Below are 21455 nucleotides of genomic sequence, written 5' to 3'. Positions count from 1 at the left end.
GATGAAAAAAATGAACTTGATGTTATCGATTATTGCTATGTTCTTATCCATTAGTGTGTCATCAGAAGAGTTGCCGATCCAGATGAGTGGCGGTATGACGTTTTCTGCATTTGATGACAACATGGGACAGACTGAAGCCCTCGGTTATAAGGCGGCGGTAGGATATAACGTTAATGAAAACCTACTATTTGAACTTGGCTATGCTGATTTTTCTGCCTTTTCTGAACAGGAAATAGATAGCCTCCGAGCGGTGATGATTGAGACAGATTTACTGTTACCTGTCAGTGATTTTGCTTCCTTATATGCAGGAATTGGAGGGGCGCTTTCTAATGATGATACCAATTTTACGGCATCGCTTGGTCTTAAATATCAATTAGGTCAAAATTGGTATGCTGATCTTGGTTACCAAGGCGTTTTTGATTTAGTTCGTCAACAAGACGATCTATACACATTTAATGCACTATTGGTTTATCGTTTTTCAAGCAATGAAGCAGAAGAGGTCCTTTCAGAAGTTAATCCAAGGCCCAATGTTCAACAGCCGACACAAGTAACAACGTCGGAAACCCAATTGGCGTCTATTGTCCCAATTAAGAAAGCGCCATCGTGTCAACAACGTTTAATTGAATACCGAGTGGTTTCTGGCGACTATTTACTGAAAATTGCAAGAACATTTGATATCTCACTTGAAGAGTTAGTTGACGCAAATTTAAATCTTAATAATCGTGATTTGAATTTGATTTACCCTGGGGAAAAAATAACTTATCCACAACTTGTCTGTTTAGATTAATGTGTCTGTTTGGATTAAACTCCCTTTCTTGAAACAAAAACACTGCCATTTTTTGGCAGTGTTTTTTTATTTTCATAAGTTGTTTAAATTTAACCGACTCTAAATGTCACCTGTTAAATATAATTTTTATAAATGCTATTTAGTTTAGTTTAAGGTTGTCTAGAATTTGTCTTACAATTAATTAATTAATTTAGAAAATGGAACGATGAAAATCGATAATCTACTTGTTTGTATAGCGTTAATATCATCAGCAACCGCATACGCTGAGTCAAATCAAAGCGATGTATTTGTAGGACTACAATCCGGTTATAACTTTACAGATGAAGTGAAAGACGTTGATCAGATGGAAGGCAATTGGCTTCTAGGTATTTATGGTGGCTATCAATGGAACAAGAACTGGAGCATCGACCTTGGCTATCAATACTGGGATACATTTGAAGCTAATAACAAGGCAACTGACATCGACACTAAAATTATTCATTCTGGTATTCGTTATGATTGGATGCTTTCAGATGAATGGTCACTATTCGGTAAAATTGGTGCTGCATATTATGATCTAAATAATAAAGAAAGAAGATCAGGTATTGAGCAAACTGACACGGGCATTTCGCCATTAGGTGAAGTTGGCTTAGCATATAATATTTCGAAACATTGGCAGATTAATACCAGTTACCAATATGTTCATGAAGTAGGGGATAATTCATCTTCAATAGGCCTGTTCAATAACCACAGCGCATTACTAGGCATAAAATACAGATTTGGATTAGGTAACGAAGCGTCAAGTGACATGCTAAGTAGCCAGGAAAAGATCGAGGTGAAAGAACCTGTCGTTGTTGAAAGCAAGACTGTGGAAAAATTCAACGAGGTTAATAACATTAATAAAGTGCCGTTAGCATTGCCGACAGAAGTCAATATCGATTCGTTTGCCGTGTCGGACTACAAGTTGTCAAAAGTACAGGCCTCTAAGATAGAGAAAATCATTCAATTGATGAAACAGAGGCAAGAGTTGCAAGTGATTATCGTTGGCCATGCTGACAATGAAGGTTCGGAAACTTTGAATAAGCAGCTAGCTGGAAAGCGTGCAAATAGTGTTGTTCAACATCTTGAAGACGCACAGATTAGCCGTGATCGAATGAATGTCTTTTCTGATGGCGAGACCAACCCAATCGCAGATAATAATACTAATGCTGGACGTGCCAAAAACCGTCGCGTTAATATTGGGTTTGTTTATAACTAGATGATTACTTTAAGATAAATACAAAGGGCACAATCGTGCCCTTTTTAGTGTTTCTACATCTTTTCACTTTTTCGCATCTCGCATCTCGCATCTCGCGTTTTTGAAATTCAGGAATGCCCAATACCTTCAAATCTGAACGCGCGATACTGCTCACCAATCTAGCTACTCACCTTTTATCGTTTGGGCTCATAAATATGCTAATTAATACTTTAATTATATATAGTAAAGTCAAATATAAGAGAGCGGAGTAATGTTCGGACAAAATATTTTAAACATGTATGTACTTATTCTCTTCGCGCTTGGTGTTATATACACACTGAGTAAAATAGACGAGTAGTATCCTCAAATTTATCATTTTTAGTAGAGAGAAACATGAGATTTAAATCTAATCTATTCACAGCATTCGCAATTTGTGCAGCAATGACTTCTACCGCAGCCAATGCTTTTAATATCGATAAAATGATAGTCGTCGCGGATCAAAAGGGCAATGGTGTCGTGACACTTATTAATGACGAGCCTCACCCGATTTTTGTTAATGGGAAAGTAGAAGAAATTCATGTAGTTGATGGCGAAAAGATCGTCCGAAATCGTTATACAAGGAATAACCTAGATGATTGGAAAATATCTCTTACGCACCCAAAGTTAGTTTTAAGACCTGGCGAAGAGAAAGACGTGGGTATTCGAAGCTTATGTCACAACACGTCTTGCGATAACAGCAAAGATTTGATGTTTATGCTGCCATTTACTCCTAGTCGCTATAAAGAAGAGGGAGAGAAAATTCACGGTGTCGAGATAAACTATGGTTTTTCACCGGTTTATATTCTGCCAACGACAAAGCCAAGTTTTGATTATAAGATTTACAATCAGGGTGATAATTTACGCATCGATAATAATAGTAATACGCTAATTGACGTTTATGTTAACTCATGTACAAAAGATAATAATACACAATGTAAGCAAAAGTTCACTGTTGTATCTGGTCGGGACAAAACGTTTTCTCTTGCGAAATATACGCAAAGTGAACAACTTAATGTAACCGTAACATCTTACAATAAAAAATACTCTAAAGAGATGCAACTGCCTATTCAGTAATAGGAACGCCGAAAGAAAATAGACATAATTATAAGCTTTCAAATGATCAATGCTAATCAAGGATGATTAGCTATAATTGCTTATGCTCATTGCTAATTGTAGCTGACTTGGCACTACTTCAGTCCCCAAAGTATAAATGCCCAATACAACATCGAATACAACCCATACAATCAGACCTGTAGTTTTTATAAGCCAATGAGAATAATATGAATCTTTTAAATAGTAAGCCAGGAAGAGGCATTCCCCTGGTTTTTGTCGCCGCTACTTCGCTTACCCTTTTCGGGTGTGGTGGAGAGGACAGCTCAACAAGTGTTTCACCTGGTACTCAAAGCGCGACGCTGTCCGCTCAAGATGCTACTTACTCAACCGGCTATGCCGAATTATTCGAGGTTGATCTATCGTCAAAGGTATTTTCATCAACCGGCGGCGGCTTTGAGCTTAGTCAAGTCGAGGTCTTGTCGAGTGATGATAGCTGCCAAGTAGAAAGCATGACTGAAACAGGGTTTGTTATTCTGGCCTCTGATACCAAGGTGTGTAATTATCGATATCATGTGACCCCTAAAACATCGTCGCCAATGAGCCAAATGTCTGAAGCTCCAACGCGAATGAGTGATAATAGTAACTCAGAGGGTTCGACTTCCGCACTTACACGCGTTGCGGTAAGTAGTGATCCTAGTTCTACCGAACTGGTTCCAATAAGTACAGCAACACTGATAGATGAAGATGTAAGTGTTTCACTGAAGACCGAACTGGATAAAGTCGGCTTTACGTTAAGTGACGAGTTTGTACTAACGGAGGCTACACTGCCGTACGGCCGCGGTAGCTCCGTTCAAATAAACCCTTTAGATAACCAGGTCTTGGACTATACTCCGCCGGTAGGTTTTGCCGGTATTGACCGTGTGCTTTATACCTTAGAAGATTCAGCGAATGGCCTTGTATTGATGGGCGTTTTGGATATTGCTGTGAGTTATGAAGCAAACCAAGGCTTCACGATCGATGACAATATTGAGTACCCAGAGGTTGTGGACGTATTCACCGAAATAGAAATCGATATCAGTAACTTTGTGTCATCGGAAGATGATGATGATTATCAATTGGTGTACGTTGAAACATTCCAGGCAGAGGCCACATCAAAAGACCCATTGGACACCATAAATAAAATCATTCTCTTTGAAGCGTCAGAGCCTGGCTACCATTATATAAGTTTTGCGGTTAGTGATCACAATGGTGTTTATGATATGGGTTTGATTCGTGTTGAAGTGACTGATCCTAATCAGTCCGCTAAATGGGATGACATTCCTCACTTATTAGATGTGTATACAGCACCACCAACGGCATTAGATGCGGCGGGTGAGGGCGTTCCTTATGACATGAAGCTCACCGATGGTATGTATAGTCCAGCAATTGATATGGCGGGGGTTCGTTATCCGTCAGCTGTCTCATACTGTGACACCATTGGCGCAGTGTTGCCGACGGTTGACGAACTTACGCAGATGGGCCTAGCTAATGATGTCCAACTGTTACATAACTGGCCTACGCAAGCAAAATATCTTGCTTATGACAACGTCGCTAGTGAACCTATGGCTGTTGAACTAACCGATGGCAGCACCAGCACGGAAATAGTTGATCCAACATCGGCTTATTATGTAACCTGTGTGAAGCAAGGTTTAATTGATGTGTTGCCCACATCAAGCACGCAAGCTGTCGCGGATGGAGTCGATGTTGCTTCTGTATTTGTTGAATTAAAACTCGGGGAAGAAGTAAGGCCCGATACTATCGTAACGGCTTCTGTCTCTAGCTCATTTGTGACTTTGGACAGTGACACACTCACCACAAACAGCAATGGTATTGCCGAGTTTCGCTTAACTAGCATAAAAGCGGAAACCGTCACATTAACCCTTGATGTCAATGACATTACTCAAGATTATCAAGTTAAGTTCATCGGTGATGAAAAGAGCGCGGGTGTGACATCGGAAACGACGATTAATAACGCTGCCTACGCCTCGGCGGATGGTAACCAGGTAACGGCAACCTTAAAAGATGCCTATGATAACCCGGTAGAAGGTTTTTCGGTGACGTCAGAGGTAAGTAGCGGCGTGCACCCTGACACGTCCGAGACAGTCAAACCACTTTTGGTGGAAGAGACGACAGAAACCGATGCACAGGGCCAGCAAAAAGTCCGCGTAAAATGGGACTCCCAATACGAGACGCCAAAAACCAATATGACGTTTGATGTCACCTCGTCTTACACCACGACGGTGAACAAACAGACGGAATCAACCAGCGAAGTGACATTTAATGCCTACCTTTGTGGTGGTCAAGTTGGTGATGATGATATGACAAACGCTGCGGGCGACTGCATTAAAATGGCCGAGAGCGGCGGGAAGCTGTATACCGGAAACCCAAGTGTCAGCTTTCTAGAGGCTATAGACTACGATGGATATAGGCAAACGCAAACGGAAACTGGTACGTCTGGCCCTAGCGGCTTGTTTGGTCGTTTCGATCAGTCTGAGGCCATTCAACTTTGTACTCAATATAACACAATCGAGCTCTACGGTAGGAGTAATTGGCGTTTAGGGACAGAGAGTGAGTTGCTTAGTCTTTATAATGAGCTAGGTGACATGTTCGAGAAGGGGTGGGCGACCTACTTCAGCTACCGGACGTCGACGTTTGGTTATAACTACAACTTAGTAGGACTAGATGATGGCAAGACCTACGGAGGCAACGGTGAAGAATATCCGGTTTACGGAACGTGCTTATCAGATTCAGATTCTTAGGGTTTAACGTTCAAGGTTTATAGTTTACGGCCCGTAGGGCCGTTTTTTCAGCCCTAAACCACCTACTTCAGTAGGTGGTTATCATTCAATTAGGCTGTGCCTGTAGTTCTACATATGTTAAATGCTCCCTTGATTTTTAGCGAAGTCAAAGAGGGCAAGTAACATGAGCAGATACAACCAACAACCAAGCTTCCCACGTATTTTGGAGATGGCAATATCACATAGTATGGACACCTAAATCCCGGACACTGACTTAAACCGATTTTCGGCATTACTGGCGACAGCCCATCATTTGCCTGATGAGGCCGTTGCCGATTATAGTAACTCATCAGGTAATGGCTGATGCCTTTCTTAGCTTGAGCTTGTGTCAGGTAACTTGTTGCTGATATCCACTCGGTTTTCAAGCTTCTAAATAGCCGCTCCATAGGAGCGTTGTCCCAACAATTACCACGACGGCTCATGCTTTGAGTTATATTATATCGCCAAAGTCTTTGGCGATATTTACGACTGCTATATTGGCAGCCTTGATCTGAATGAAACATCACGTTCTTCGGACATCCTCGTTGCTCTCAGGCCATCTCCAAAGCTTTAGATACTAATTCGGTATCGGGCTTATCGGATAAAGACCACCCCACAACGCGTCGGTTAAATAGGTCCACTTCGAACCTGACCAAATTGTTGAAGAGTTCTTTAATTTGGCTAGCTAGACGAATGCGATTAGCATCCGGCGTTCGTTGCTTAAACCCGTAGTAACAAGACGAAGCTACGTTGAACAGCTCGCAAAGCATTTTGACCGATTCATGCTCCCTCAACTTGTCTATTAACGAGAACGTTCGAGTTCGTCCGACATTAAGACATATTTGTTCGCTTTTATGACCAAGCGCTCTGTAGTGGCGAATTTACAAAATAAGTCCACAATAGCAGGAAAAGAGCGTGCCGCCAGTTTGTTAATGGAGGTTAATGCTTCGTTAGAAACTATTTCAGCACTGCTATTATTAGCTTGGGAAATGAAGTTTTTGTCTCACGACGGACTGGTTGTGTTGACTGAATGTATCGGGAATATTCAAAGACTAGTTGTTTGTTTGCGACGTTGGTTTTTAGGGAGATAGCATTCAAACTCACAGAAAAACACATATTTCGTCAATTTGTATGTAGACTATAGCCCACTTTATGGATAGTACTGATTTCAATCCAGCCACCTAGCCTAAGAAGCTTCCTTCTCAAAGACATGATCACCATATTTAACGCATTATCACAAACGTACGAGTTGGGCCAGCCAGTTTTGAGCAGGTGATGTTTTGTTAAATGTTCCCCTTGATGAGCGAGCAATTCTTCTAGAACTAAAAACTCACTGAGTGTGAGTTGAATGGGTTCGATTGTAGGGCAACCCTCAATGGAAAGCCTTAGTGAACCATGGTACAAAGTAATTTTCATAAACAAACAACCAGTTTAATCATCGTACCTGTATTATTTCTCTGCTGTGCTTGAAGACAAGGTCGGGTTGAATGTTAAACTAGTTGTTATGCCTACCTAATGGCTTTTCATTTTAACTTACAGATCAAATGAGACCATCTTGTTCTCTTTTTTTGTCGTCGTGGTTGCTTCACTCTGTTTGAGCTCTAGCTTGCATCGTTCACTCAGTGAGTTGAACGCGACTTGGTTGCTAATAGGGTTTGAAGCGCAGTCAGAAGTCGGAACTTTCCCTGTCCAACGCACAGTGACATTTGCGGCCGCCGAGTGAAAAGAGATAAGAGTTGATAATACTGCAGTTGAAATAAAGAGTAACGAACGCATATCTAGGCACCTTGTTTATATGTTGTTTTGATATGCCTAGTGTGGGGTGTTTGGGGCAGATTGTAAAATAAATAGTTATAAATACAGTTGCATTAAAATTTGAGTGGTGATTTGTAGCTGAGGGAATAATAGGAAACTAAACTAAAGGCTGGCAGTGAAAATTAAAACGGTGTGAGCGATCAAATGTAAGGGGAGGCTGATTTAAGGAGGTTAAACTTGAGGGAAATCTCTTAAGGACAAGCGGTATAGCTTAATAAACAGTAGCTAGGAATAGCCATCGCATCAAACTAACCGCGTTTGGAATTAACAAAAACCTAAGCTTCTTAAATTATATGGTTAACAATAACTTTGAACTAAGGTGCGTAATGCATGTTTCAGGTTCGTCGGCAGTTGTGAACGGTGTATACCTTGGATAGCACCCTCTAATGACCAAACCAACTCGATGGTTGGCTTATAGCGGGTATGGTGTTGGATAGCTTCTACAGCACCAATCGTGCCTAGGTTTTTGAGTTTCTCAATGGAGTTTATGCCCGCTTTCTCAAGAAGTTGCTCGGTTGAGAATCGCATGTTGGGTAAGTCTTTGAGCCTTTCGGGCACAGAAAGATAACTGCTTCGTGATCTCTTTATTTGGTCTAGTGCGACTTCCGCTTCACATAGGGTCAAAGAATACTTGCTCCAAGGGTTTGCTGGCAACTTGTAGTAATCCGCATTCTGACTTACTCCTAGTGTGCTTGCATTCACTTTGGGGTAGCCCTTGTTAATAAAGTAGCCTTCTTGTGCCGATGTTCCTCTGAGGTACAGCTCCCCACTTTTATGTAGAACGAGCAAAACGTTATCTACATAGAAGGCCGTTACGCCAAATATTTGTTTTATAGACACTCGACCTAATTGTTCCAAGCGTCTAAAAGTATGTCTGAAAAGATGAGCCATTATTTTCATTCGGTAATTGTAAATAGTGTGATCTATTGTCCAAATATAGTCACGTAGTGAATATGGCATAAGCCAAATTAAAAAATAGTGAATGCCATTGGGCATGCCGGTTTTTTTAATTCTCGATCTGCCATATCAGTTTTGTAACAGACGTTCAAAATTAAAAGAGTTCAGAAAGGCGGAGACATTGGTATGTATAGCATCGACACAAACGTATTTTTTATGGCGACGGGTTGCGACTTTCAATCGGATATTGGCGTTAGATTTCGTCAGATTGCTATTAAGAGTTTGCACAAGGTTAATGATGATATTCTTCAAGGAAGTGAGTCTAATCGAGTGCTCGCCCATAAAGTGAAAGGCATTGCGTTATCTTGCGGGGCTATAGATATTGCAAGAATTTGTCTCAAATTGGAGCACTACGACGCGGTAATCAATAAAAGTGTCGGAAAAAAGATTTTGATGGATGTGTCTAACGCCCTGATTCATCTTTGTGACGCTTAAGTTGGAGGGTAAGAGCTTGTCTTTCAAAAACAAAATCATTTTCACCAACGCAGCAATACTGGTGCTGTTTGTGATTTTACTTACGTATTCCGCTATCGAAATCGTTCATGTTTCTTCTCAAAATCAATTTGAAGAGATAAAGGAGAGTATTACTGGGAATAACAAAAAGCTTCTACTTACCTTTGTGAAAGCTCAAAGTGTAAGCTTGGATAAAGAGATCGAGTTGATCATTGAGGAAGTGGATCATGTGGCGCTTGATTTTGAACATGATTTTGTTAGTGAATCGAAAAACGAAGTGCTTCGTAATAAACAGCTGGCTTATATCAATTCCAAGCTTAAGCCCTTTATCAAAAAGGTGAATTTTATTGACACCGAACGCGATGAAGAAGTGTCCATCACTGAAAACGGTATTTTAAGCGAGCCTATTTCTGTTGATCTTAGTCGAATGATTCACTTCAAGAACTTATATATAGAGAAAGAAGTTACAGAGGGTAAAGTAACTCAATTCGCTATATATTTTCGTCTGGAACACTTGGATAATTCGTTACTGAAATTTGATGTTGATTTAGAGGATTTTTCTCGCTCACTCACTTTTGAAAATATGCTTGATGAGTTCCAATATCGATACTTCTTAGTGGATGATAAGGGAAAGCTTATAGCTTCGAATTTACAACAAAATGTTGAGCAGCTGATGTCAGAGCGTATTTTTGACAAAGAGATGCATAAAAGCGTCGCGAATCATATTATGTCCAATGACAAGGGGAGCTTTGTTGTTGATGGGTTAAATGGTATTTATAACGTTACTTTCGTGAAAAATAGGCTCACAAAATGGAGGTTGATTCTGGTTACGCCTGAGCATGTAATTCGTTCCAGTTATGCGACTACTAAAGAGTTAGTATTGTCGGGTGATAATTCGTTGATCGAAAGCTTGTTCTTTGCTTATTTTCTCTTGCTTAGTTTATTCCTTATAATTAATTCCGTCGCTGTTAACAAGCTGCTTGTACCAATAAATAAATTAATTGAACAAGCTAAATACTTGAAGCTTAGTGACTTCAACAATGCGACACGAACGGTTAATAGTAACGGTGATGAGATTGAACAGCTCTCTAAGGCTTATTCGGAGGCGGGATGGCAGATCCAAGAACTTGTTGAAGGATTAGAGTGTGAGGTTGAAGAGCGAACGAAGCAATACGAAGCTGCTGCTCAAGAGGCGAGTGAGGCCAACCATCAGAAATCAGTGCTACTTTCTAATGTATCCCATGAGGTTCGCACGCCACTGAACGCGATTATTGGTTATACGCATATGCTAATTCACAGCAAACACTTTGACGATCATAGCCATCAGCTGAATGGTATTACAAGCGCGAGCAATACTATTTTAGGAATTGTGAATGACCTATTGGATTTTGAAAGAGTAAAAGCCGCTAGTTATTCATTAAACCCTCAATGTATCTCGGTAATGAGTCTAATTAGCGATATTGAAAACACATTTTTACCCCTTATTGAATCCAAGCAATTGTCGCTTGATATTGTTTGCAATGTCGATGCTTCGACAACACTGATGATTGATGAGCTTCGTTTAAAACAAGCTATCAGTAATATAGTTTCCAATGCATTGAAGTTTACAATTAAGGGGGGAGTGACAATAGAAGTTTCAACCGACGGTAAAGCATTTAATATCTCAGTAAGTGATACTGGAGTCGGGATTCCCCAAGATAAATTGGATGCGGTATTTAACGGTTTCGAACAGGTTAACCAAGAAGACCAACAGTTTGGTTTTGGTTTGGGCTTAGCGATTACTAAAACCATAGTAGAGTTAATGAAAGGTACGTTACGTGTTGAGAGTAAGGTCGGTACTGGCAGTACTTTTTTTATCTCACTTCCGGCTTCGGAAATCATGAACGTTTCTGGATGCTCTAAGGGTGTTGTTGATCAGATAAATACCATTGATGATGACTTAGATTATACAAATAAAAAAGCCTTGATCGTTGACGACGTTGAGTTCAACCGAGAAATTCTAGAGTTCCATTTAAACGCGTTGGGTTGTGAATGCATGACCGCGAATGACGGCTTGGAGGCTTTGGCGTTAGCTTCTGAACATGAATTTGATGTTGTACTTACGGATATTTCTATGCCGGTTATGGATGGTATTGAGCTTGCTTCTGAGTTAGAAAAGCGTAAGCCATCGTTGCCTATAATTGCCGTTACGGCACGAGCCACCATTCAAGAAGAGTCTCGAATGAACCAATACTTTTCGTGTTATCTAACCAAACCGCTTAACTCGAGTGATTTAAAGCTAAAGCTTCATTGCGCTTTATCAGGTGGTACCTGCTAACTTAGTTAAATACTGCTGCCGATAATCTGAGGGTCAGCAATCTTCAGATCTTTACGTGTTATTTTCATCTGTTTTTCTGACAGTTATGAAAATAACACTCATCCAATAAGTGTTGATTGTGACTGGGCATTTATAAATTATTAAATCACGGTTTGCCCTTAGCTTTTATTTGTATTTAATTGAAAATAGGCTAAATCACAATAACGAGTAAGAAAGTAAAGCTATGTTTGGAGATATTATACGTACATTTCGTGTTAACAATGGTTTGTCTCAAACTAATTTTGTTGATGCGATCCAAAGAAGTAACTCTAACTTTAATAACCTAGACGTTGTGACACTAAGCCGTTGGGAAAGGGGAGTAACAACTCCCCACTTAAAACGTCAAAACGAGTTACTGGATCTTATTGGAGTCAATATATTTGATGTTTGGGAATCAAACGACTCACAAATGGTCCTCAAAGGGTTAACGAATAAATTTAATAACAACGGTTATATTGACATGAACATGCACGTCCAAACAGAAGTTACGACGATAAACTCAAATAATTCCTTTCTTCTGGGGAAAATAACCCAATTAATTGATGTCATATTTGAATATGAAGATAACGTTATTCTCAGTAATTTAGAAGATTTAGCTTTGAGTAGAAAGGCAATTATTGAAAAAATATTAAATCAATATTCTGGGGAACTAACACTTGTTACGGTTAATGGGCAATTAATTGGACATTTATTAAGTGCCAACTATAAACTTGCAGCAGATTTTTTGGAGCAAGTTTTAGTATCTAAAGAAGATAGAGCACATTTAGTGGTTACTTTTAACTGTACTCATTATTCGTCATTTACAGACACAATGGGCAGAGAGGCGTACAAGTATCTACAAAGCCTAAATCCAGATAAAGAGCTTTATATATTACTGAAAAGTAAGAGGATTTTTGACCTGTTCTTTTCGTTAGGCTGTGAATATCGAAGTGTAAAAAGTAACGATAGATCAATGAAGGTCATGAACTTGGATTCAAAGAAAATGAAATCACAACGCTCTTGGATGGATATTATTGCAAACTATAAAGGTGAAGAAAATGAATAACACAGTATTGATTGTTGACGATGTTGAGCTATCAAGAGAAGTCATTAAAAATGCGGTCTCTTTATCTAATAAAAAAACATCCGTACAGTTTGCAGAAAATGCGTTCGATGCAATGAGCAAAATGCAAAATGCATCATTTGATTTGGTTATCATGGACATTATGATGCCCAATGGCGATGGATTTGAACTCTTGAGCATGATGTCGCAACAAAATATTGAATCTAAAATAATCATTACTTCAGGTTTGGATAAATCCATTGTTAGCTCGGTGAGTATGCTTGGAAAGCTCTATGAGTTAAATGTTGTCGCTTCATTAGAAAAGCCTATTTGGGCTAACCAAATAAGCGACTTGGTTGATAAAACACTTGAAGTTGAAACCATAACTAAAGGCGAGCATGGCTTTGGCCATCGTGCGACAATCATTGATGACGACTTTCCCATTAACCTGGTTTATCAGCCGCAAGTTGTTTCGGATATAAATGTTATTTCGGGATTTGAAGTGTTGTCACGATGGTCTGATGAAAACGGGACCTTACTTCCACCGAGTTATTTTTTGCCAGTAATTGAAGAGCTGGGAAAGCAAAAAGTTTTTATCAATATAGTGATAAATAAGTTCATTCAGGATTATCACCTTCACTTCAATGAGCTGGATAAATCGTTGAGGTTCTCGATTAACATCGATCCTAATTTGCTGATTGACGAATTTGTTATCGATAACCTACTTGATATTTATAAGCAGGGTATTGAGCATACTATCGTTGTAGAGCTGACGGAAAAGGGTCTTTCAGGCAATATTGAAAAAGAATTGTTGGCAAATATTTTACGACTTAGGTTGAATGGTTTTGAGATCTCTATAGATGACTTTGGGATGGAAGCATCGAATATTGAACGTATTGTCAAATTGCCTATTAGTGAGATAAAGATAGATAAAACCATTACATGGGGACTTTGCCATAACATTGATTACATGCAAAAAATCGATGAAGTTAAAAAGCTCGTCTCGGTAAAAAACGCGCGTATTATCTATGAGGGTGTTGAAAACAAAGACACCTGTGCGTTTCTGGAAACTCTAGGCGGCTTTAACCAGCAAGGTTTTCTTCATGGGGGTCCATCACTACCAGAAATCGTAGTTGAGATGCTCGCAGAGCAAAAGGAGCTAGATTACGTCGCTTCTGAATATACTTCTCATCATTAACAACGTATTAGTGTAAAGAGCCAAAGCCAACTCATGGGCTTTGGCTCTTTTTGTTACTTACCACACACCAAACAATTAGGCATTTTCATTAAATTCATCTCACGCCAGCTGTGTGATATGGCATCGAGAATCAGAAGTTTGCCTTGTTTTGGTTGTCCAAATTTAGCAATCACCTTAATCGCCTCTAGAGCTTGAGCGGCACCCACCATACCAACCACTGGCGCCATCACTCCGGCTTCAACACAACTTAGTGCCGCATTGCCGAACAGAGCACTTAAGCATTGGTAACACGGTGCATTTTCATCTTGATAAGTGAATACGCTAATCTGACCTTCCATGCGAATCGCAGCGCCAGAAACCAGTGGTGTTTTTGATGCGTAACACAAGCGGTTCAATTGATTGCGCGTTTCGACATTGTCGCTGGCATCAAGCACGAGTGAATGCGCTTCAATGAGTTTCGCCAGTGCCTCGTCATCAAGCCTGTGGTCGACAGTTTCAACTTTTAGATGTGGGTTTAACACCTGCAGTGATTCTGCGGCTGAGTCGACCTTCTTCTTACTAATATCAGCATCAGTGTGAAGTACTTGTCGCTGTAAATTAGAAAGCTCGACAATATCGTCATCGATTAGCGTTAGTTTACCAATGCCTGCTGTTGCAAGATATTGGGCAGAAGCGCAGCCTAAGCCGCCGGCCCCTAAAACCAGTATCGAGCTCTGTTTCAATGCTTCTTGGCCCTCAAAATCAAACTGCTTAAGGATGATCTGGCGGTTGTAGCGAAGCATCTCTGCGTCAGAAAGTATTTCCATCAGCAAGCCTCGTTAGTAAAGCGTAGAGTTAAACAGTTGAATCTGAACTGTTTCACCGACTTCTACACGACCACGTTCGCGCTCTAGTACCACAAAGCAATTGGCTAGGCTCATCGATCGGAAAGCACCTGAGCTTTGGTTGCCTGTTGTTTCTACTACAAATTGACCGTTTTCAATCGAGTAGATACCACGTTGGTAATCCGTACGGCCTGGGCCTTTTTTGAATGCAGACTTAGTCGTTGCTGGAATAGATTCTGGCGCTGTCCACGCAGTATGACCGGCAAGTTTAGCCAGCATAGGTTGAACCAACACGTACATAGTCATCATTGCAGAAACTGGGTTACCCGGTAGGCCACAGAACCAAGCGTTGTCTAATTCACCAAATGCGAATGGCTTGCCCGGTTTGATTGCCAGTTTCCAAAAGCCGATTTCGCCAAGTTCTTCAAGAATATCTTTGGTGTAATCTGCTTCACCAACGCTTACACCACCAGATGTCACGACAACATCTGCTAACTCTTGAGCTTTTACAAAGGTTTCTTTAAGCGTTGCAGGGCAATCAGGAATAATGCCTAGATCTATCGCTTCACAACCGAATGCTTCAATAAGCGGTTTAATGCCATAGCGGTTGCTGTCGTAGATTTGACCATCTTCAAGTGGCTGACCTAGCGGTTTTAGCTCATCGCCAGTAGAGAAAAAAGCGACTTTAGGTTTGTGCGCAACAGTCACGTGGCTCACACCGAGTGAGGCGATCATTGGAATGTCGCGAGGTGTTAAACGTTCACCGCGGTTAAGAACGATGTCACCTTGTTTGATGTCGTCACCCGTAGGGCGAATGTTGTTGTTCAGTTTGATGTCATCTTGCTGAATCTCAACACCCGCATCGGTTTCACGAGTGTTTTCTTGCATGATGACGGCATCACAACCTTCTGGGATTTTTGCACCAGTCATAATGCGAATACAGGTATTGCTTGGCCATTCGCCCTCAAATGGCTGACCCGCAAAAGACTTACCTGCTAATGGCAGTACTTTACCGTTCTCTAGGTCAGCTAAACGCAGCGCGTAACCGTCCATTGCTGAGTTATCAAAAGGAGGTACAAAAATAGGGGAGAGTATGTCTTCAGCAAGAACGTAGCCCAAAGCATCTGCCAATGGCAGAGTTAGAGTCGTTTGGATTGGTTTGATTGGTGACAGCAGCTTATCTAGTGCATCTTCAATTGGCATTAAGCCCGGAGCGTCGCAACAGCCCATAATTGAAATCCTTTGATCGTTATTGTTTTGATTTTGTGGTTGGCAATGGTGATTGAAAAGTGATCAGAACACCTGATTTGCCAACGAAATTCTAGCCACTCTAGCACAGTTTAAGCCCCGTAAATAATGACCTCCCTTAAAATATGGGTGTATTTATTCAAAATTCCGAGTATCCTTGTTTGCCATCCAGAAGGGGTAATAAAAGAGGAAGTTCAATGTCAGGTCTTAGCGAATCAGCGAAGTTGGTTAAAGATGCGCTAGCAAGCCGTGGTTTAGAGACACCAATGAGTCCAAACCAGGTTAGCCGAGAAGAGAAAAAGGAACGAATCGAACACCATATGCGTGAGATTCTCACTCTACTCGAACTTGATCTTACGGACGACAGTCTGGAAGAAACACCACACCGTATTGCCAAAATGTACGTGGATGAGATTTTCTCTGGTTTGGATTACGCTAATTTCCCTAAAATTACTGTAATTGAAAACAAGATGGGCGTTCGCGAAATGGTACGCGTAAAAGACATTACCGTGACCAGCACTTGTGAGCACCACCTAGTGACGATTGATGGTAAGACAGCTGTCGCTTACATCCCTCGTGGTAAAATCATAGGTCTGTCTAAGATCAACCGTATCGTGCGCTTCTTTGCACAGCGTCCACAAGTTCAAGAGCGTATGACTCAGCAGATCCTTGTCGCTTTGCAAACCTTGCTTGAAACAGAAGATGTTGCTGTAACCATGGATGCGGTTCACTACTGCGTGAAATCACGCGGCGTAATGGACGCAACCAGCGAAACAACAACCACAGCATTGGGCGGTATTTTCAAATCTAACCCAGCGACTCGCCACGAGTTTTTACACGGCCTGCGCTAATCGCCTTGTGATGTGATAACTACGATTTAGCCTCAGTAAATCGGCAACTAAGATTCTAAGCCTCGCACTCGCGGGGCTTTTTTGTACTTGTAGTAAAGTTAATTGCAATGACTGAGAATGTCGCCATTCCCTAGCGTGAGAATGAGCGAACAGGGAATCTGCTCTTATGCGTTGAATTGATAGTGAAAACGGTGGTTGGAAATAGATGCGCTCTACAGGGTGTAAAGCGCAACTTGGATACAGCAGCTGGTGGAATGCTTACGAAAGGTTAAACAAACGCTTGAAGCGATGAATCAAACCGGACGGCTTGTTCTCTGCTTGATAGATGTTCAAGCCATCATAGAAGCTCGCCATGAACTCAACACGGATTTCGTCGTCTGTGCTTCTTGATAAGCGAGACAGCAGTTTGGCGGTTGCTGCCGCGTGATCGTTGGCTAGGCTGTAATCCATGCCAAGTCGACCTTGAATGCACAACCATAAATGCGTCACTAACTTTAACTGCTGAGAGCTAGAGTTTTGGAACTTGTCGCCGTGCTCACTGCCAACTGTGTTATCGAAGACACTTTGCATCGCTTCGCTAGCATCTTTATCGCTCTCAAAACGATAGCTTGCGTCGATATGCTCTTTGGTCAACAAGCCAAGCAGTGTCTGACGAGCAGAGTTATCAGGCTTATTCTCACAAGCGTGTTTAAACAGGGCATGGTTTTCGTCGATAAAAGACGCTAGCTCTTTCTCAAAACCTGTCGCAATCGCAGTTACTGAGTCTAAACCAGATTCTTTCAAACAAACGTGAAGTTTGGTTTTAGCTTGCTGGTTCGCTTCAAGTTTCTGCTGACTGTTAGTTGGTAGCTCAGTCATTACTCTGTAGCTCTTCCCACGTTACTTCAGCTGATTGCGTGTCGCTATTTACGAACGCCGAGTTACCCGTCAGCATCACTGAAAGATCCATTGTGCGTTGTGTCATTGCGGCTAATTGTTCGATACCTTCGTTATCCAAACGAACGATTTGAGCTTTTAGGTAACCGAATTTACCTTTGTTCTGTTCCCACCAAACGTTTGATTTAGTGTTGAAGCTGAATACTCGTACAGATTTAGATAGACGAGTCGCCTTCTTAACACGTTCAGGATCTGGTTCGCCCACATCAACCCATTCTAGGATCTGGTCATCCAAAGACTTCTGCCATAAATCTGGTTCTTCAATGCTAGACAACCCTTTAGTGAACTCAAGTTCAGGAGAGGCATTGATACAAAAAGCCATGATACGAGCCATCATTCGCTGTTCTGTTTCAGAAGGATGTTGTGCAACCGTTAGATTAAAAGAGTCGTAATAGTCGCGATTCATATCGGTTAAAGAGATACGAAATTTGTAGATTGTCGGTTTAAGAGCCATTGAGGAGGTGTCTTAGGTAGAAATAGTGAAGGGGAATATTACCTTAAATCTCTGAATAGCGGGTAAAAAAATAGCCAGCAGAGGCTGGCTATTTTTAGAAAGCTTTAAAATACTAAATTAAAGTACTTTGATGCTGTCAGCTTGTGGGCCTTTTTGACCTTGAGATACTACGAACTCAACTTTTTGGCCTTCAGCAAGAGTTTTGAAACCGTCGCCTGTGATAGCAGAGAAGTGTGCGAATACGTCTGGGCCGTTTTCTTGTTGAATGAAGCCGAAGCCTTTAGTTTCGTTGAACCACTTTACTGTACCAGTAACTGTGTTAGACATGATGATATCCTAAAATTAAATTTTTATTTTGAGCCAATTGTGGCACTGATAGCGCGGAAAAGTTTATTGCTATTGCGTACAACACAACGGGGTTACTAGTAATCCAACGAAATGTTTATATACAAAGAACTTTCTTTCTAGCCGGAAACGAGTCTAAATCAAATCAGGGGATAGTCAATCGAATACATAGGGAAAGGTTGCAGAAACTTGGGGGTAGTCAAACTTTGCATTCCTTAAATATCATGGAGTTACAGTTGTATGGTGATTTCTTGTCGTTTTTGTGAAAAACATAGGTATGTTTGATGACAAAATTAGAGTCGTTGCACTGTTTTGGCACATTTTATTTTGCGGTAAGTGAGCCGTTAATTGGACTTTGAGCCCAGTTTTAACGGCTTTATTTATAAATTTCGTTGTCAGTATCGTGTCTCTACTTTAAAGAAGATCAGGCTATTTTTTCAGTCGGTAAAGGTTGCCGTTGTCAGTACTAAAATAGATGTCGCCGCTTGGTGAGGTTTCGATGTCTCTAATCCTTTCCCCTAAGTCTTCTAGAATGCGTTCTTCTTTTATTGCCTCACCTTGCTCGTTGACTGTGACGATATTGATGTGGGTAAGTTTTAGTGCCCCTGCCAACAGTTTACCTTGCAGTTCTGGGTACTTTTCGCCTTGGTAGACGATCAAACTTCCCGGTGCGATTGAGGGAATGTATACCTTTTTAGGTGCTTCAATGCCTTCTTTGGTTTCCGAATCACCAACGCTGATAGGGCCCCAATACTCTTTGCCGTGCGAAGTAACTGGCCACCCGTAGTTGGCTCCCGCTTTTATTAGGTTGATTTCATCACCGCCACGGGGACCGTGTTCAATAGACCAAAGCTTTTGACTTGGAAAATCATAGAAAAGCCCTTGTGGGTTGCGGTGACCGAAACTCCAAATCTCGTCGAGAACCTTGTCGTTATCGGTGAAAGGGTTGTCGCTTGGTATGCTCCCGTCAGTATTTAGCCGCAATATCGAGCCAGCATGGGTTAAGGTGTTTTGACCATTGTCTCGGTCACCACGGTCGCCAATGGAAAAGTACAGATGACTATCATCAGAGGTAATGCGGCTCCCAAAGTGACGACCTGTGTCAGTTCTCGACTTAGAAACAAACACATCTTGCCAATTGGACACTTCATCATTTTTGTATGTGGCAGAAGCGAGTGTGGTTACGCCTTCGCCATCGACGTCTTTACTGTAGGTAACATAGAACTTGTCTTCTTCAAAAGGGGATAGCGTGATATCCAACAGGCCACCTTGGCCTTTTGCCCATACGTTGGGTAGCCTGAACAGTGTATTTTGCTCTCCTGACTTCAAATCAATGTGTTTAATGACGCCTGCTTTTTCTGTGAGAAGCATAGAGTCGTCATCGACATAAGCTAGGCCCCATGGGATTACGAGACCATCTGTGATCTTCTCAGCCTGCCATGCAAACGCTGGGGATGAAGCGATGACACCTGATGCGATGACTGCAAGTGCAGAGGAGAGAATGCGGTGATGAGTGTTCATTGAAGTCCCTTCATTATTACGAACTAATGTTAGTCTAGCGTGTTTGAACGACAGGCGGAAAGTTAAGGAATGTGAAAAGTCACTATTCACATATTTAGTGCAGTCATTATTGTATGATTATACAAGCTCACGTATGTTTACCCTGCCAAACTCTAATTGATTCTTCTCGGAGCACCATGAATACCACACCTGCAACATGCTCACTACTTTATGCACCTTCATGTTGTCAGGTTGATGACCCAAGTCTCTTTGTAACCCCGCGTGCTGCATCATGAGCCGTCGATTCGATTTTAAGTCGATTTTACTGGCGTGTTTGGTCATCAGTATTGGCCAACTCAGCATGGGTTTGGTGTTTCCTTCTTTACCTTGGATTGCCAAAGATTTTGATGTCTCGCTAGAGCAAGCCCAGCTTCTGGTGAGTGTGTATTTGTTGGGTTTTGGTCCATCTCAGTTTATCTATGGCCCAATTTCAGACGCTTTAGGACGTAAAAAGGTTTTGTTGAGTGGCTTGTTGCTCGCCATGCTTGGCCTGTTGATGATCATCTTCTTCAGCCATTCATTCACCAGTATGGTGATGGGGCGATTCCTGCAAGGCTTAGGTACGGGCTGTTGTGCCGTGCTTGCTCGCGCTTCCACACGAGATAGATTCAGTGGATCTGACTTACCCTTGGCGATGTCTTATATCGCCATGGTGGCGTCTATCACTCCTCTGATTGCGCCTGTTATCGGTGGGTTTATCAACTTCCACTTTGGCTGGAGTATGGTATTCATCTCGCTACTTGGGTATGTCTCATTGGCTTGGGTGGTATTGGCGTTCAAATTCAAAGAAACCGTTACTCATTTCTCTGCGATTCCTTCACCGAAGAAAATGGCGTTGCAATACAAAGAGCTACTCACTTCTCGCTACTTTATGAGCTTTGCGAGCATTGGCTGGCTTAACTTTAGTTTGATGATCACCACTGTGTCGGTGATGCCATTTATCATGCAGAACCAGATCGGCATGACGTCCGACGAATACGCGATGTGGGCGGTGATCCCAGCGTTGGGCATGCTTGGCGGGACAAGTTTGTGTAACCGTATCCGCCCAATATTAGGCAATAAGAAAACACTGTTATGCACGCCTGTGTTACACATCTCTGCTGCGTTGTGGCTTTTCTTTTGCCCACTTGAGCCTTTGTATCTAATGATTGGTCAGTTTTTAATGATACTCGGTAATGGTATTGCACTGCCTTGTGCTCAGGCTTTGGTGATGCTGCCATACAAGAAGAATGCAGGCGCGGCTGCAGCGATGTCGGGCGGTGGTCAAATGGTTGTGTCTTCGATTGTCAGTATGGGTTTGGTTAAGCTTGGATTAGGAGAGGCGTGGCATTTGTCATTGGTCATCGCGTTATTCACCGCGATTACATTATTTAATATTTTGCGTGGTTTTAGTAGTCAAGAAGCCAGAGATTCTCAGCTGAGCTAATGAGTTAGCTAATTTAAACAGGAAAGGCCATTGAAGTGATGAATTTCAATGGCCTTTTTAATGTTCAGCGTTTGGTTTT

The 21455-nt window shown here is 41.6% G+C and carries 19 protein-coding genes and 1 pseudogene; 10 read left to right on the top strand and 10 right to left on the bottom strand.

Annotated elements, in window-relative coordinates:
- Position 1 precedes the first annotated feature (1 nt).
- From L0992_18300 to L0992_18285, 4 genes are all read left to right on the top strand, one after another.
- Positions 2–787 carry an outer membrane beta-barrel protein gene (locus tag L0992_18300; GenBank protein ID XGB69977.1) on the top strand — a complete coding sequence of 262 codons (786 nt, stop codon included), beginning with the start codon at positions 2–4 and terminating at the stop codon, positions 785–787.
- Between the two features lie 205 nt (positions 788–992).
- On the top strand, positions 993–2024 hold the full coding sequence (locus L0992_18295; GenBank protein XGB69976.1) for an acyloxyacyl hydrolase: 1032 nt from the start codon (positions 993–995) through the stop codon (positions 2022–2024).
- Positions 2025–2396: 372 nt separating this feature from the next.
- Positions 2397–3116 carry a hypothetical protein gene (locus L0992_18290; protein ID XGB69975.1) on the top strand — a complete coding sequence of 240 codons (720 nt, stop codon included), beginning with the start codon at positions 2397–2399 and terminating at the stop codon, positions 3114–3116.
- A 206-nt stretch (positions 3117–3322) separates the two neighbouring features.
- Positions 3323–5893, top strand: coding sequence for a hypothetical protein (locus tag L0992_18285; GenBank protein ID XGB69974.1), 2571 nt, complete (start codon positions 3323–3325; stop codon positions 5891–5893).
- A gap of 234 nt (positions 5894–6127) precedes the next feature.
- Here the strand turns inward: L0992_18285 and L0992_18280 are convergent.
- From L0992_18280 to L0992_18265, 4 genes and pseudogenes are all read right to left on the bottom strand, one after another.
- Positions 6128–6552 (bottom strand): annotated as a pseudogene (locus L0992_18280) (IS3 family transposase).
- Between the two features lie 481 nt (positions 6553–7033).
- The gene (locus tag L0992_18275) at positions 7034–7327 is read right to left on the bottom strand and encodes a winged helix-turn-helix domain-containing protein (GenBank protein XGB69973.1); all 294 of its coding nucleotides are present in this window, start codon (positions 7325–7327) and stop codon (positions 7034–7036) included.
- Between the two features lie 117 nt (positions 7328–7444).
- Complete coding sequence (locus L0992_18270; GenBank protein XGB69972.1) at positions 7445–7687, bottom strand: hypothetical protein; 243 nt, start codon at positions 7685–7687, stop codon at positions 7445–7447.
- A gap of 336 nt (positions 7688–8023) precedes the next feature.
- Positions 8024–8566 (bottom strand): TfoX/Sxy family DNA transformation protein, encoded by a 543-nt coding sequence (locus L0992_18265; GenBank protein XGB69971.1) that lies wholly within the window; start codon positions 8564–8566, stop codon positions 8024–8026.
- A 243-nt stretch (positions 8567–8809) separates the two neighbouring features.
- On the opposite strand from L0992_18265, the gene L0992_18260 reads away from it, so the two are divergent.
- The 4 genes from L0992_18260 to L0992_18245 all read left to right on the top strand — a co-directional run bounded on the left by L0992_18260 (position 8810) and on the right by L0992_18245 (position 13732).
- Entirely contained in the window at positions 8810–9118 is a 309-nt protein-coding gene (locus L0992_18260) for an Hpt domain-containing protein (protein XGB69970.1), read from the top strand.
- A 16-nt stretch (positions 9119–9134) separates the two neighbouring features.
- Complete coding sequence (locus L0992_18255; GenBank protein ID XGB69969.1) at positions 9135–11453, top strand: ATP-binding protein; 2319 nt, start codon at positions 9135–9137, stop codon at positions 11451–11453.
- Positions 11454–11676: 223 nt separating this feature from the next.
- Positions 11677–12537 carry a helix-turn-helix domain-containing protein gene (locus tag L0992_18250; GenBank protein XGB69968.1) on the top strand — a complete coding sequence of 287 codons (861 nt, stop codon included), beginning with the start codon at positions 11677–11679 and terminating at the stop codon, positions 12535–12537.
- Positions 12530–13732: an EAL domain-containing protein gene (locus L0992_18245; GenBank protein XGB69967.1), complete on the top strand. Its 1203-nt coding sequence runs from the start codon at positions 12530–12532 to the stop codon at positions 13730–13732. The genes L0992_18250 and L0992_18245 overlap by 8 nt, the downstream gene beginning before the upstream one ends.
- 53 nt (positions 13733–13785) lie before the next feature.
- Here the strand turns inward: L0992_18245 and moeB are convergent, their stop codons facing one another.
- Complete coding sequence (gene moeB, locus L0992_18240) at positions 13786–14538, bottom strand: molybdopterin-synthase adenylyltransferase MoeB (protein XGB69966.1); 753 nt, start codon at positions 14536–14538, stop codon at positions 13786–13788.
- Between the two features lie 12 nt (positions 14539–14550).
- Positions 14551–15786, bottom strand: coding sequence for a molybdopterin molybdotransferase MoeA (gene moeA, locus L0992_18235; protein XGB69965.1), 1236 nt, complete (start codon positions 15784–15786; stop codon positions 14551–14553).
- Positions 15787–16001: 215 nt separating this feature from the next.
- On the opposite strand from moeA, the gene folE reads away from it, so the two are divergent.
- Complete coding sequence (folE, locus tag L0992_18230; protein XGB69964.1) at positions 16002–16655, top strand: GTP cyclohydrolase I FolE; 654 nt, start codon at positions 16002–16004, stop codon at positions 16653–16655.
- Between the two features lie 258 nt (positions 16656–16913).
- On the opposite strand, the gene L0992_18225 is transcribed toward folE, so the two are convergent.
- The 4 genes from L0992_18225 to L0992_18210 form a co-directional block, all read right to left on the bottom strand.
- Positions 16914–17513: a hypothetical protein gene (locus tag L0992_18225; GenBank protein ID XGB69963.1), complete on the bottom strand. Its 600-nt coding sequence runs from the start codon at positions 17511–17513 to the stop codon at positions 16914–16916.
- Positions 17506–18045: a YaeQ family protein gene (locus L0992_18220; protein XGB69962.1), complete on the bottom strand. Its 540-nt coding sequence runs from the start codon at positions 18043–18045 to the stop codon at positions 17506–17508. Before L0992_18220 ends, L0992_18225 begins: the two co-directional genes overlap by 8 nt.
- 117 nt (positions 18046–18162) lie before the next feature.
- Positions 18163–18372, bottom strand: coding sequence for a cold-shock protein (locus L0992_18215; GenBank protein XGB69961.1), 210 nt, complete (start codon positions 18370–18372; stop codon positions 18163–18165).
- A 447-nt stretch (positions 18373–18819) separates the two neighbouring features.
- On the bottom strand, positions 18820–19911 hold the full coding sequence (locus L0992_18210; protein XGB69960.1) for a PQQ-dependent sugar dehydrogenase: 1092 nt from the start codon (positions 19909–19911) through the stop codon (positions 18820–18822).
- Positions 19912–20182: 271 nt separating this feature from the next.
- On the opposite strand from L0992_18210, the gene L0992_18205 reads away from it, so the two are divergent.
- Positions 20183–21376 (top strand): multidrug effflux MFS transporter, encoded by a 1194-nt coding sequence (locus L0992_18205; protein ID XGB69959.1) that lies wholly within the window; start codon positions 20183–20185, stop codon positions 21374–21376.
- Positions 21377–21455: the final 79 nt, after the last annotated feature.

Origin of the sequence: Vibrio pomeroyi, assembly GCA_041879425.1 — a bacterium.
Taxonomy (GTDB): Bacteria; Pseudomonadota; Gammaproteobacteria; order Enterobacterales; family Vibrionaceae; genus Vibrio; species Vibrio pomeroyi_A.
Note: the sequence above shows the minus strand (reverse complement) of the source record. Positions and strands in the feature narration are given on the sequence as shown.

Bases quoted from the DNA above. Each gene is read 5' to 3' on its own strand.
- L0992_18220 (XGB69962.1), bottom strand. From the start codon at position 18,045: ATGGCTCTTAAACCGACAATCTACAAATTTCGTATCTCTTTAACCGAT.
- L0992_18215 (XGB69961.1), bottom strand. From the start codon at position 18,372: ATGTCTAACACAGTTACTGGTACAGTAAAGTGGTTCAACGAAACTAAA.
- moeA (XGB69965.1), bottom strand. From the start codon at position 15,786: ATGGGCTGTTGCGACGCTCCGGGCTTAATGCCAATTGAAGATGCACTA.
- L0992_18250 (XGB69968.1), top strand. From the start codon at position 11,677: ATGTTTGGAGATATTATACGTACATTTCGTGTTAACAATGGTTTGTCT.
- L0992_18260 (XGB69970.1), top strand. From the start codon at position 8,810: ATGTATAGCATCGACACAAACGTATTTTTTATGGCGACGGGTTGCGAC.
- moeB (XGB69966.1), bottom strand. From the start codon at position 14,538: ATGGAAATACTTTCTGACGCAGAGATGCTTCGCTACAACCGCCAGATC.
- L0992_18300 (XGB69977.1), top strand. From the start codon at position 2: ATGAAAAAAATGAACTTGATGTTATCGATTATTGCTATGTTCTTATCC.
- L0992_18225 (XGB69963.1), bottom strand. From the start codon at position 17,513: ATGACTGAGCTACCAACTAACAGTCAGCAGAAACTTGAAGCGAACCAG.
- L0992_18210 (XGB69960.1), bottom strand. From the start codon at position 19,911: ATGAACACTCATCACCGCATTCTCTCCTCTGCACTTGCAGTCATCGCA.
- L0992_18295 (XGB69976.1), top strand. From the start codon at position 993: ATGAAAATCGATAATCTACTTGTTTGTATAGCGTTAATATCATCAGCA.
- L0992_18245 (XGB69967.1), top strand. From the start codon at position 12,530: ATGAATAACACAGTATTGATTGTTGACGATGTTGAGCTATCAAGAGAA.
- L0992_18270 (XGB69972.1), bottom strand. From the start codon at position 7,687: ATGCGTTCGTTACTCTTTATTTCAACTGCAGTATTATCAACTCTTATC.
- L0992_18285 (XGB69974.1), top strand. From the start codon at position 3,323: ATGAATCTTTTAAATAGTAAGCCAGGAAGAGGCATTCCCCTGGTTTTT.
- folE (XGB69964.1), top strand. From the start codon at position 16,002: ATGTCAGGTCTTAGCGAATCAGCGAAGTTGGTTAAAGATGCGCTAGCA.
- L0992_18275 (XGB69973.1), bottom strand. From the start codon at position 7,327: ATGAAAATTACTTTGTACCATGGTTCACTAAGGCTTTCCATTGAGGGT.
- L0992_18290 (XGB69975.1), top strand. From the start codon at position 2,397: ATGAGATTTAAATCTAATCTATTCACAGCATTCGCAATTTGTGCAGCA.
- L0992_18205 (XGB69959.1), top strand. From the start codon at position 20,183: ATGAGCCGTCGATTCGATTTTAAGTCGATTTTACTGGCGTGTTTGGTC.